The 13,009-nt window shown below is 40.2% G+C and carries 13 protein-coding genes; 8 read left to right on the top strand and 5 right to left on the bottom strand.

Annotated elements, in window-relative coordinates:
* Positions 1–56: 56 nt before the first annotated feature.
* The 5 genes from B3P23_RS12650 to B3P23_RS12630 form a co-directional block, all read right to left on the bottom strand.
* Positions 57–974: a hypothetical protein gene (locus B3P23_RS12650; RefSeq protein WP_248755212.1), complete on the bottom strand. Its 918-nt coding sequence runs from the start codon at positions 972–974 to the stop codon at positions 57–59.
* Between the two features lie 10 nt (positions 975–984).
* Positions 985–2,613 carry an ABC transporter ATP-binding protein gene (locus B3P23_RS12645; protein ID WP_293926748.1) on the bottom strand — a complete coding sequence of 543 codons (1,629 nt, stop codon included), beginning with the start codon at positions 2,611–2,613 and terminating at the stop codon, positions 985–987.
* Positions 2,614–2,637: 24 nt separating this feature from the next.
* Positions 2,638–2,907 carry a PqqD family protein gene (locus B3P23_RS12640; protein ID WP_293926538.1) on the bottom strand — a complete coding sequence of 90 codons (270 nt, stop codon included), beginning with the start codon at positions 2,905–2,907 and terminating at the stop codon, positions 2,638–2,640.
* Between the two features lie 83 nt (positions 2,908–2,990).
* Positions 2,991–3,449 carry a S24/S26 family peptidase gene (locus B3P23_RS12635; RefSeq protein ID WP_248755214.1) on the bottom strand — a complete coding sequence of 153 codons (459 nt, stop codon included), beginning with the start codon at positions 3,447–3,449 and terminating at the stop codon, positions 2,991–2,993.
* Positions 3,450–3,459: 10 nt separating this feature from the next.
* Positions 3,460–4,368: a DUF5106 domain-containing protein gene (locus B3P23_RS12630; protein WP_293926533.1), complete on the bottom strand. Its 909-nt coding sequence runs from the start codon at positions 4,366–4,368 to the stop codon at positions 3,460–3,462.
* 287 nt (positions 4,369–4,655) lie between these two features.
* Here B3P23_RS12630 and B3P23_RS12625 point away from each other — a divergent pair, with 287 nt between their 5' ends.
* The 8 genes from B3P23_RS12625 (at position 4,656) to B3P23_RS12590 (ending at position 12,945) form a co-directional block, all read left to right on the top strand.
* A complete protein-coding gene (locus B3P23_RS12625; protein WP_021188618.1) occupies positions 4,656–5,102 on the top strand; it encodes an adenylyltransferase/cytidyltransferase family protein in 447 nt (148 codons plus the stop codon).
* A gap of 103 nt (positions 5,103–5,205) precedes the next feature.
* Positions 5,206–5,634, top strand: coding sequence for an adenylyltransferase/cytidyltransferase family protein (locus B3P23_RS12620; protein ID WP_094772745.1), 429 nt, complete (start codon positions 5,206–5,208; stop codon positions 5,632–5,634).
* 93 nt (positions 5,635–5,727) lie between these two features.
* Positions 5,728–6,726, top strand: coding sequence for a mannose-1-phosphate guanylyltransferase (locus B3P23_RS12615; RefSeq protein WP_248755216.1), 999 nt, complete (start codon positions 5,728–5,730; stop codon positions 6,724–6,726).
* Between the two features lie 423 nt (positions 6,727–7,149).
* Positions 7,150–7,647, top strand: a complete 498-nt coding sequence (locus B3P23_RS12610; RefSeq protein ID WP_293926524.1) for a hypothetical protein — start codon at positions 7,150–7,152, stop codon at positions 7,645–7,647.
* Positions 7,644–8,534 carry a hypothetical protein gene (locus B3P23_RS12605; protein ID WP_293926520.1) on the top strand — a complete coding sequence of 297 codons (891 nt, stop codon included), beginning with the start codon at positions 7,644–7,646 and terminating at the stop codon, positions 8,532–8,534. Before B3P23_RS12610 ends, B3P23_RS12605 begins: the two co-directional genes overlap by 4 nt.
* Positions 8,535–8,995: 461 nt before the next feature.
* Positions 8,996–11,248: an LruC domain-containing protein gene (locus tag B3P23_RS12600; protein WP_293926517.1), complete on the top strand. Its 2,253-nt coding sequence runs from the start codon at positions 8,996–8,998 to the stop codon at positions 11,246–11,248.
* A 141-nt stretch (positions 11,249–11,389) separates the two neighbouring features.
* The gene (locus B3P23_RS12595) at positions 11,390–11,755 is read left to right on the top strand and encodes a response regulator (protein WP_293926514.1); all 366 of its coding nucleotides are present in this window, start codon (positions 11,390–11,392) and stop codon (positions 11,753–11,755) included.
* Positions 11,755–12,945, top strand: coding sequence for a sugar transferase (locus B3P23_RS12590; RefSeq protein ID WP_293926511.1), 1,191 nt, complete (start codon positions 11,755–11,757; stop codon positions 12,943–12,945). The genes B3P23_RS12595 and B3P23_RS12590 overlap by 1 nt, the downstream gene beginning before the upstream one ends.
* Positions 12,946–13,009: the final 64 nt, after the last annotated feature.

Raw genomic sequence — 13,009 nt, 5'->3', positions numbered from 1 at the left:
CAAAAAAAGCTAGGAGCTTTTGTCTTTGCTTTATTGTTGAGGGCAACACTTCTTTACTAGACAGCGCTATCAAAAATACGTTCGTGACACAGCTCAGCTGCAGCCTGATCCGGTAAGCATTTCAGAAAACCCACTTGTACTTTGCTTATTACTTTTTCGAGCGTTGTATTCATTTCGGCAAAAAGATCTTTGTTCCATCGGATTGCTGTACAGCTGGGCAATACCGCAATGAAACCCTTAATGCCTGGCATTAGGTCGAATTTATTTTCAGGAGCCTGCTGCAGTCGTACAAAAGCTTTTAATACAATACTTTCATTTTTATAACAGGGTGTCTTACCGCTCCAAGGTGTTCCGTAGATCAAGACACCATCCTCCTTGATCCGTATCGCAGGATTATCATCGTTGAGCAACGAGGTTTCCGGGATATGCGATAGCCAAAGGCGACTATGGGTACTTTTGCCTGTTCCGCTCTTCCCCAAGAAAACAATACCCTGCCCATTTAGATTAATAACCGACCCATGGATCATGATGACCTCATGCAATAGAGCAGCCTGACCAAATAGCATCATTAACATCCAGCAGATCACCGTACTTTGCTCGTACGCGCTACTTTGAGGAATATAAATAGTCGATTGTGCAAAATCGCGGTCGCTATAGAGATACCACATGCCATCCCCCTGTTCATTTACGATGGTGGTGATATAGCCTTTTTCCTTTTCATAAAAACAGAAGCGGTCGCCCCAGGAAATGGACAAGTCACTGCGAAGAACCCCCAGATCTGCGACCTCCGGAGCTTTATCTGTACTCAAATTAACTTGGATTGCGGCCTGATCTCCCTGCTTGTACCACTCAAAATCTCGGAATGTCGGCAAGAGCTTCTCCAGATCCAGATCCGTTGTATAATTGATCTGCAGGGTCAGATCTGCTATTTTATATTGTTTTTTTATAGTTTCAGTTGATGTTGTCAAAGTCATAGCGTGTTCTTTAGTCCAAGTATAGGCGTTGTTTGCATATATTGGCCAAGGTTAAGTCATGTGTTACAAAAAGGCATAATTTATTTTCCCCATAGTCCAGCAGCCTATGGATCAGCGTATCGGCTGTTTTACGATCTAATGCAGAGGTTACTTCATCAAATAACCAGATATCCCCGTCGTGCATGAGCGCACGTGCAATAGCAATGCGCTGTGCTTGTCCTTCCGATAGGCCCATTCCAGACTCGCCCACGACCGTATCGATCCCCTCAGGCAGTTCCATCACAAATTCGGCACAGGCCACCCACAATGCCTTTTGGATATCGATATGTTCAGCCTTTTGCACATGCAGCATCAGGTTTTCCCGAATAGTGCCACTAAAGAGGGAGTTGCCTTGTGGTATATAGGCAAAATTGATGCGGTGAGCAGCAGAGAGCGGTCGCGTACCCGCTCGATCTGTTAATAAGATCTGCCCCTTTTCCGCTTTGATCAGCGCTAGCAGCAAGCGGATCAGGGTGGTTTTTCCTTTTCCGCTAGGTCCTACGACAGCAACGGGTTCGCCAGCACGTAAAGATAGATTAAGGTGATCCAAGACCCATTTATCCTCATATCGAAAAGACAAATTCTGGATTTCTAGAGCAGCTATACCCCGCAGGCGTTGCTGATCCATCTGAGATTCAATTTCCCCAGACTTCAGTTCCAATAGCCGATCTGCCGCAACCCGGAATCGCACGAAACCAGGGATAAAGGTGATGAGCGCTAAGATCGGTGTCTGGATCCGGGCGACCAATTGAAGAAAAGCAGTCATGGTACCAAAGGAGATCTGCCCACTCTGCAGTCGGTAGATTCCCCAGATAAAGGTCAGTAGATAGCCCGCATTGATGCTGACTTTCATGACACTCTGTGTATAAGTCGAAAAGTTGAGCTGTTTCATTTTAAGTCCAAAGAGGTCCCGTTGGCTGTCGGTCAGTTTTTTTCTTCTCTTTGGGAATATGCCCATTGCGCGGATCAGCAAGCGAAACCGCAGGTTTTCTTGCAGGATATTGGAAAAATTACTTTCTTCACCCTTAACTTCCTGACTGAGCTTGCGCATTTTCTGAAAATAGATTTTTGAAAAAAGGAAGAGCGGCGACAGTGCCAATATCATCAGCGCCAACATCGGATCCATGTACCACAGAAAAACCATCGATGCCAGCAGCTGTATAGCTGTGAGTATAAATGAAAGCAAAGTCTTCGCTATCATATTGGCCACTTCCTCACAGTCCGTTTGAATACGGACCTGTATATCACCAGTATGCCAGTTTTTGATGAGTCTCCATACCGATAGCATTTGTGCATCCAGCATATTGCGCTGCAGTTCGAACGTGAGCATCATTTTAATGCGTTCATTGAGCCAGCCCGTATAAGCACGTATACCAAGGCCAACACCTACAGTTGCCACAATCCCGATCAAGGTCCATCTGAGCGGAATATCTGTCGGAGAGATCGCCATATCCACCGCTTTTTTGGAGAGGTACACAAATAGCAGCGAGAGCGCAATAGCAAGCAACTCCAATACAAAATAGAGGAGGAGTTTAGATCGGTATCCCTGGCTGATGGACCAGGCCCAGCGGATATGATGTTTCAGGTTGTTATGCGTCATCAAAATAGCGGACTCTTGTGGTCTTTATTTCTCCAATAATCCCTGCTGTTCGAAATCCTGGATAAGGATCTGAGCATCTTTATGTGCTTGTTCGGCAGTCACATCATATTCTTCACAAAGAAGATCGACCACTGTCGCTTGAGAAAATGCGGTTCCCTGTAATTGTTCCCAAAGCCATGCTGCCGAATCATTAAGGGTATATACAGTAGAGAGGTCAACCATATCCTGACCTGGATCCACAATCATGTGATCCGAACCAATTGTTCTTAATACTAAATCTGCTCTTAATTTCATGCTGTAAGGTTTAAAAAATAATTACTATTAGGTTTAAAAAATAAGTATAATCAAAGTTAATCATTCATATTCAGTATAGAAAATCAGCTTAAAATCCTTCGTTTTAAGCTGGCAAATAGGCGTCTTACCATGCGCAAGTGATACCATATCATTCCTCTTAATCGAGGCCAGCGGCTGTTGATATTTCGCGTGGTATCACTGTTATTAGGGTAGTGTAAAGTCGCAATCGCCAAGATATGCGGAGCAGATACATATTCTTTCAAGACCAGATTGCCATCTCCAGCAAGAACAAATTTCCCATTTTTTTTTCCCACATATCGGTGAAAAACAAATTTCCCCTCATATTGAGCTAAAATAGGAGATCCCAATGGTAAAACAGTGCCAAGATGAGCTACCACGATGACTCGATCGCCATTTTTGATAAAAGGCATCATGCTGTTTCCCTTCACACGGATACAAACCTCCTTACCTTCCTTCAGTAGTCGCTGCACTTCTTCAAAGTAAAGATCATTATTGACCATCCGCGATTGTGTCTTGTTCATTGTGCTTAAGTTAAGGAAGTTGGGTCATGATTTGTAGGGCAAGTTGCAGTTCGACATCTTTTAAGAGCACTCTTTTCATACCATCTAACAGATAGATCGTCGGTGAGGCCTTCGTGTCGTAAAGTCGTTGACGCTGAATTGTGCTGTTGTTATCAAATCCGTTAATCCAGTTTTTCGCCAGATGAGGTTGGTAATTGATCCACCTGTCACGATCACCCCAAGGTTCGATCGTGACAATCTGGATTTGCTTCTTCTCAAATAGATCCGTCACCTCAGGCGTATCTTGAAGGAAAGCGATTATTTGTTTACAGTGGGCACATTCCGTGTCGTAAAATATGAGCAATATATATTTGGCATTCACATCGGATAATTTCTGAATATGACCATCATAACGTTCAAAGCTGAAATCCTCCGCGACTTTCCCCATTTTATTACGCTGTACCAATTTATAAATAGGACGATAAGCCTCTTTTTCCAGATCCGTCAATTGATCTGACTTGATCAGGTATCGGAGCACCGATTCATAGCGTACATCATTGCGCATAGGGGAGTTTCCATCGTACAAATAATGTTCATATAATTTGATATAATAATCGAAACTAGTTTTATTTACTTTTGCCCTATCCAGCATGTTGGCAATAGCATGATCAGCAGTTGAGTCCGAAGTGCCGTTCAATGCGTTGAGAAAATCCGCCAATTTCTGTTCACCCATGCTTGGATCTTTTATTTTTGCCGTATCCTGCATATCCACCTGGTCCCAATAATGTAGTGCTTCAAGATCTGCGGCAGTATATACCGTTGCGGTGGTATCGGTTGTAGCCATATCTTGTTTAGTCGATTTGTTGCGCTGGTTGCACGATATCAATAACCAAGTTGTCGCGCCAAAGAATAACCAAAGTTTAAAAGGTGAACATTTCATTATAATTGAGATTATGACAACAAACTTAAATAAATTGAACTTGATATACAATATCATTGAGGTGAAGTTAAAAATAATTGTTGCATGTAAATTTTTCAGCAGGACATACCGCTACTCATTGATTTAATTTGAAGCATCGTCAAAGAAAGCCAGGGAGGTCCATCCACATGCTTCAATTCAATAATTAGTTTGACGAGAACTTTTCATCACAGCTTTTGTTTTATAAATAATAGCTATCTTTGAGATAGCTAAAAAAGGAGCTTAATTAATTTATTTTTGTTTTAAATATGATTACAATACCTGCTAAAGAAATGCGTATTGGCATCACTTTCAGTGCATTTGATCTGCTTCATGCCGGTCATATTAAGATGCTCGAAGATGCTAAGCGTCAGTGTGATTATTTAATCTGCGGATTGCAGACTGATCCTACATTGGATAGACCAGAGAAAAACAAACCAACACAAACTGTTGTGGAGCGCTATATTCAACTCAAAGGCTGTAAATATGTTGATCAGATCGTGCCTTATGCCACTGAACAAGATCTACAAGATGTCTTGCGCTCCTTTAAGATAGATGTCCGTATCGTTGGTGACGAATACCGCGAACGTGACTTTACCGGACGTCAATACTGTGAGGAATCAGGTATCGAGCTCTATTTTAATAGCCGCGATCATCGTTTCTCCAGTTCCGGATTACGTCGTATCGTCGCCGAACATGAAGTTGAAAAAGGATAGAAAGTAACGGAGTGACCAAGTTAGAAAGTAACGGAGTGACCAAGTTAAAAAGTAACGGAGTGACCAAGTTAGTTATTAAATTAAAAGAATAGAAGACGTTTACATGAAAATAGGAATTACATTTGGTGTATTTGATTTATTGCATGCTGGCCACATTATGATGCTGGAAGAGGCGCGTCGCAATTGCGATTATCTGATCGTTGGGCTCAATACCGATCCTTCAGAAGTGTCACCAGAAAAATCAACACCTACACAGACAGTCGTTGAACGTTATATCCAATTGGAGGGATGTCGTTATGTGGATGAAATTGTTCCATACGAGACCGAACAGGATTTAATTGATATCATCAAAGCATTGCCCATTCAAGTACGTATCATTGGAGAAGAATATCGTGATATGGATTTTACTGGAAAGAAATATTGCGTTGAAGAGGGTATTGAGATTTACTATAATAAACGTACACATCGTTTTTCAAGCACAGGCTTGCGCAAAGAAGTTGCAGCAAAAGAAGCAAAGAAAGTTAGTCAGTAAGTAACCAAGTGATCAAGTGATCAAGTAACGAAGTGACCAAGTAACTGATTTACATGGGTATTAAGTAAAAAAAAAGATTTATAAAAAAACAGAATGAGCAATATCGTACATGTGATTTTATCGGGTGGAGTGGGGAGCCGTTTATGGCCTTTATCTCGGAAAAGCTACCCCAAACAATATCTTTCCCTATTTAAAGAGGGATCGTTGTTTGAGATGACTGTCAACCGTAATCAGGGACTCTGCAATCAGGTGATTGTTGTGGGCAATAAAGATAACAATCAATTAAGTCGTGAGGTGATGGAAAGCAACGGTGTGGAGTATATCGATATTGTGGAGTCTACGCCTAGAAATACAGCAGCGGCGATTGCATTTGCTGCGTTTGCGGCCCAACCCGACGATATCTTGGTCGTGACACCCTCGGATCACGTTATCGTAGGTGACCAAGGCTATACAACAGCAATCCAAGAAGGTATTGAAAAAGCCAATCAAGGCTATATTGTCACCTTTGGTATTCAAGCGACCAAACCGGAGACGGGTTATGGGTATATCGAATACAAAGGAGACCAAGTATTATCGTTTCGTGAAAAACCAAATAAAGAAACAGCTGAAGATTTTATCGAGAGGGGTAACTTTTTATGGAACTCCGGTATGTTCTGCTTTCGTGCAGATACGCTTTTGCATGAGCTGCAGCAATTTGAACCTCGTGTCTACGCGACGGCATTAGCCGCATGGCAACATCAAAAAGATGGTATTCTCGACGAAGCACTATCAAAAGAGATTCCTTCCATCAGTATTGATTATGCTGTGATGGAACGCTCTAAAAAGATCCGTGTTGTAGCGACAGACTTTACCTGGTCAGATCTCGGTTCATTTGAGTCGATGTATGACTACTTGAAGGAAACTGGACATCCTACCGACGAAAATGGTAACATGGTGATCGGAACAGATGTCTATAGTGCATTTGTCGGTCTCCGAAATACCATTTTTGTCTATACAAAAGATGCCTTTTTGGTATTACAGAAAGAAAGTTCACAAGACGTCAAAAAAATATACAATACTTTAGAAAGACATCAGTCCAAACTGATTGATTAATAGCATACCGCGTTGTTATTTGCTGCTTACTAAGAGATCAATACTAAAAAATAAGCGCTGCACATGCAGCATAATATATCAAAAGAAAAGGAATTGGAACTTGAGTAGACCTAAGATCCAATTCCTTTTCTTTTTAAGCGCTTTGTTCTTCGCCATGCCTACGCATTAATTCACTAATGTTCAACTGGGTATGTCATCTTTTCTTATTACTTTTTCTGCTTTAATAGAGCCAGTTGCAGCAAATCCCTATCGCTGAAATGATCACGATTTTCAGTAGGGTATCTGGCATATCTTCATATTTTAAATAAAATAAACACTGGATTAAAAAAATTTCGAGGGATAATCCTACATTTGCACATGCATTACAAAATACACTATGCGACTATCTTATTGCTAGTGGTATTTATTTCCTTGTGCTCATGTATGAAGAAAGATTTATATCAGGGTGAAACCAGGCCTTCAAAAGATCATGAAGTTAACCCCGTTGGTTACCTTTACCCATTTGGCAAAGAGGCCCAAGGGATAGAAGCCGAGATCAGCCTGAATTTAGCACCAGATGCACAGATAGGAGCAGATTTAATCGCCTCCATACCCGCATTAAAGTACAACAAGAGTTTACTATTCTTGTTAACACAGGATGACTGTAAGCAATCTGCCTTTAGCATGACTTGGGCTGCTATCCATGGAAAACCGATCGATATCTCCGATCCCAAAAGAAAATACTATTATGATATCGAAAATCTGGAGGCCGATGATTTACCACCCAATGCCTATACATTAGGCAAAACATTGGGAAACACAGATGGTTTTGGAAATGAAGTCCGGTTTCATTTTACAACGACACTGGCTCCAGAATGGGATTTTATGAATGAGCCTACTTCTGGCCGGGTTTTACACAGAATTATTACCGTTTCTATATGAAATCCGGTCTGCGCTGGAACAATGTTCGCGAGCTGTTAAATACAGGCAATGCCATTGCCATTCATGATGTCAAGACATTGGCTGTAAATGATGTCGATTCTTTAGTAAAACACTTTGGTATTGCACAGCAGATCACGCAACAAGCCCTAGCAGGGCGGAGAGTGAAATTTCTTGCAGAACCCAATGGCAACAAAACTTATCTAGCTGCTGCGATGCAGTTTCCAGATATTCAGACCATTACCGCGCAGTCAGGTGCATCTGTACTGATTCCTTATCAAGTCGCTAGCGATCTTCATAAAACAACTTTAGAACGTGTTTTTGTTAACCATCCTACGCAAGCAAAAGATCTTGTTCTTCGTGCACAATCGATGGCGCCAAAAGATCGTCCTGCTGTGCATCTGGGCGTACATGAGACCGATCGCGAATGGGCCGAATTTCTCTTGTGGTTAAACAATACGTATGGCAAAGATGGTCAAGATAACATCTGGTTCCCCTCACAAGAAGAGTATTATGAATATCATTATTACAGACAACATTGTGCTATAAATGTGAGCAGGCAGGGAGATGAGATAAAAATAAAGGTGAAATTTCCGAACCAACCGTATTTTTATTATCCAGCCTTGACATTAAATATCCCAGGTTTAAAAATGAAGATGATCAAATCCGTGACTTCCAATGCTTCCGTAACTGGATTATCCTATGGCGATTTTGGTGATGGTATCAGCATTAATTTGGATGCGCGGCAGCATCTCTTTACGCACGCCGACCATTATGTCAAAAAGTACCTCTCCAAAAAATCGAAAAGTAGTCTTGCTGATGCGTACTATCATATTGGTGCTTTGAAAAATAATGAGCAGAAACAAGAATTGCTAAAAATGTTGCCCTAAATAAAAACGCCAAAGTGCAGATCTCGATTGCAGGGCACTGGGTTTAAACTTGAGTATCCCGAGTCTAGGTGTTGGTTTATTTAGGCAATCATCCTTGGCCAAAAATAAGGCTTGAGCAAGCTATGCACGATGGACTTTATAGCACCTCATGTTTTCTTCAATAGCACTAAATTCATTTCATATGTATCATGTGATTCCACAGTTAGGAGTGGTGCTGACGAGTGATGGAGCATCATCATTTTATGAATTGAAGTCAAGCCATTTATGTAGCCGATTGATTGTAGTTGTAGCGCTACAACTTTTGTAAAATATTATACTAATCCTTCTATTTTTTATCGTTGTGAATGAAATAAATTATAACTTTGTCATAAACAGTTTTAATATTATAATCAATTACTTACTTAAGACATAAAGAGCGGGTTTATTATTTATCCAAACTGTTTATATTAATCTATTATGTTATGTATAAAGGAAAAAGATTTCATCTCTTTTTAGTTAGTTTGGTTACTGTTTCGGTTATGGCGTCAAGTTGTTCTAAAGTAAAGGACTTGTATACTGAAACTGATACTTCACCATCCACGTTATTTCCAGATGGGGGCAATGTTCCCTCAGGCTTCACCTGGAATTCGGCGAAGTCTATGGATATCCGTGTAGCTATCGATGACAAGTTCGATGGTCAGTATTTTTATCGCGTAGAAATTTTCGATAACGATCCCTTACTTGGAACAGGAGCAAATTTATTGGCTGCAGGACAAGCGAAAAAAGGGCAAGATTTTGTCGGTCAGCTCATGTTGCCAACAATGGCCAAGTATCTTTATCTAAGAGAAACGTCGCCTTTAGGTATTGCTTCTGTTACGATGATCGCAGTTGATGCCGCTAAAAGCAGTATCAATGTAACACCTGGCTCGACAACTTCAAGTCTAAATTCCAATAAAGCGAGTGTAGCTCGATCTGCAGTTCGTACAACGATTTCAAATACGAATTCCTCTTCAGTAAGTACTTTTGCCGGACGTGCTGTTGTCGTTCCCAATGATGCTATTGAAATCAGCGGAAACGGAACAATATCGGTTGCTGACAATAAATCGTACGTGATCAAATCTGGAGTCACCTTTACCGGTAAAATTGACGCCAACAATGGCACAAGCAATGTAAAGATCTATGTGCAAGGTAAATGGAAAAATTCAAGCTTTGAATTCAATTTAGGTAGTAACAATGGTCTTTATATTACGGATGGAGGATCGCTCGAATTGATCAATGTGACGCAAAATACCAATGGCGGTTTTGTCAATTATGGTTCCGCAAATCTATCGAAGATGGAGACCAAAAACAATACGTCCTACGTAAACTACGGTACTTTAGATGCTGATAAAGCAGATATTACCAATGGTAGCTTTACCAACTATGGTGTCGCCACGATTCAAAACTTAAGTAGTACGACCAATGGCACAGTGATTCGCAATGAAGGTACCCTTACTGTCAAAAATGCGACATTAACAAATGCGACATTAGAAGCTGTTTGTCATACCACCATTCAGTCGTTGACAACAAATGGTGCGACGATTTCGATCTCGTCAGGAGCTTTGTTAAGCTTGGATAAATTGGATGCAGGAGGTACTAAATTTAATTTAGCTTCTTCTTCTATCTTAGCCGTTACTACATTGGCCAAATTCAATAGCCAGGCAAGTACGATGCGAGGACCAGCGTCTGGACAGGCATTAGCTCGTTTGAAGAAAGTAGATGTCAACAACCAGTACATGGCTATTACCTATTCAGGTAATTTAGAAATTGCTTGTTCGGATCATACTCCAAATGGAGAGTGGAATACATTTTATGTCTTGAACAGTCCAGCGAAGTTAGTTCCTTATAACAAGTCTACCGTTGTGATTGCAGGTACATCTTGTAATGCGGGAGGGAATAATGCGCCAGGAGGTAATCCAAACGACCAAACAGTGACCGAAGTCAACTTAGGTACATATTCGTACGCTTTTGAGGACAACTGGCCATCATTTGGAGATTATGATATGAATGATTTTGTTATGGATGTTACCATTACCAAAACTCAGAATTCAGCTAATAAAGTGACTAAAGTAAAACTGACAAGCAAATTACGCTCTGTGGGAGCGACAAGACGTCTTGCTGCGGCGATTCAATTGGATGGTGTTTTGGCCAATAATGTGAAATCTGTTACTTATTCTAAAGAAGATTTAATTGGGACCAACTTACCACTAGCTTCCAATAAAGTTGAGTCCGGCCAAAAATATGCCGTATTGCCAATTTGTGATGATGCACACAAAGCATTCGGAATTTCTGATACTAAATTTATTTCTACGCAAAATGGAGGATTTCAACCCATAGACGTTGTGATAACGGTAGAGTTCAATACGCCAATAGATGCATTTACGCAATTGAACCTGAATTCATTTATCATTACAAATGGATATAAAACAAATAGCAGAAATGAAGTACATATGGTCAATTATAAGGCCACCGATAAAATGAATACTACACTTGTAAGTTACCAAACGGACAAGGTTCATCAACTCGCTGTAGGTGACCCATTCAAATCCACGGATGGATATCCTTGGGCATTATGTGTTCCTGGATCCTTTAAATATCCAAGCGAAGGAAAAAATATTGTCGGTGTTTATTCAACATTTAAGCCCTGGGCATTAAGTGGTGGTACACAAAATACAGACTGGTATCTAAATAAATGATAGCTTTTACCGCCTAGTTTAACACTCGTAACTGATGTACTTCTGCTTCTACAGGAGTACATCAGTTATTTTAACAATAAAAAAAATAGAGATACATCATATCGTATTTCTTTAACAATTCACTTTTCGTATAAGCCCTAAATGAAGAAAAAAATACTCGTAATTGATGATAAGCCAGCCATAGGGCAACTGATCACCTTATATTTAAATGCGGATTATGATTTTCATTATTTTGCAAGTGCGATGGATGCTTATAATTGGCTTAAGGAGGGTAATAGAGTTGATTTGATCCTTTCTGATTACACCATGCCCGGAATGAATGGATACGAATTGTTGGTGATGATCAAGCAAAATGAATTTTTGAAGGATATTCCTGTAATCATACTTTCAGGCGAAGATAATACCAATACAAGGATCAGCCTACTCGAAGCAGGGGCTGAGGATTTTATTTTAAAACCATTTAATCCGCTTGAACTAAAATTACGCATAAAAAAAGCCTTAAAATAATGCCGAAATATAGTGATTATATTTATTATGGCCGTAGTCGAGAAAATTTCGAACACTTTCAATCTCAATTGCAAGAAACTTTTGGGGTAGAATTGAAGTATTTCGATGATTTCGAGACCTTGTATAAATATTTTCAAGAAAATATAGGTCATTTTCTATCGGTTATCTTTTATGAGCAAAGTCCGAGCTTAATGACGGATTTAAGACAATTGACCAAATTGAATTCTTATGATAGAGAAAAGCTGCTATTTTTGGTCGGAAAAGGATTTTCTTTGCTCGAAAAGAAATCATATTTCGAAGCAGGAGTGACCAATAGCATCAACTCCAATGCAAACAAAAATGTGTTCGAATCGATAAAAAAGTATATCCGTTTATACCTAGAAGCGAGATCACAGACCGAACAATTTAAGACACCAGCATCATTATTTCCTAAACTTCGTATTCCGATAGGCAAGCGAGTGTTTGATATCGTCGTTTCATCATTATTAATTCTGATGTTATCACCTTTGTTGATCACCGCTTATTTGGCTATTATTATCGAAAGCAAAGGACCAGCGGTATATCGTTCCAAAAGGATAGGAGCTGGATATTATATGTTTGATTTCTATAAATTTAGGTCCATGTATGCGGACGCTGACAAACGGCTCAAAGAGTATATGATGCATAACCAATATGCCAAACAAGAAACAGTGGAGACCAGCAATGCTCAATCCTTTGCCAATGCCGATATTCCCCAGTTTACGATGGATGAGCTACGGGATGTATTGATCGATGACGACATCGTGGTCAAAGGTACAGATATGACTAGTAAGCAAAAGAAAGCAGCTTTCTTTAAACTCGAGAAAGATCCACGAGTCACCAAGGTGGGCCGTATCCTGAGAAAATATAGTATTGATGAGTTACCGCAATTGTTCAATACCCTGTTTGGTGATATGTCTATCGTCGGAAATCGACCACTTCCATTATATGAAGCCGAAATGTTGACTACCGATGACAGTGTCGAGCGTTTTATGGCGCCCGCAGGGATTACCGGATTGTGGCAAGTAGAGAAAAGAGGCGACAATGGAAGCATGTCCGATCATGAACGTATTAAGCTCGATATTGATTATGCCAAAAACTATTCCGTATGGATGGATATTAAGATATTGTTTAAAACGTTTTCTGCTTTTATACAAAAAGCAGATGTATAGCTATATACAAAAAAAGTATTCAACTTGACTATTATTATTTAACCTTAAATTTTCCACCGCGATC

It is taken from the genome of Sphingobacterium sp. UBA6320 (assembly GCF_002440335.1).
Lineage (GTDB): Bacteria > Bacteroidota > Bacteroidia > Sphingobacteriales > Sphingobacteriaceae > Sphingobacterium.
Note: the sequence above shows the minus strand (reverse complement) of the source record. Positions and strands in the feature narration are given on the sequence as shown.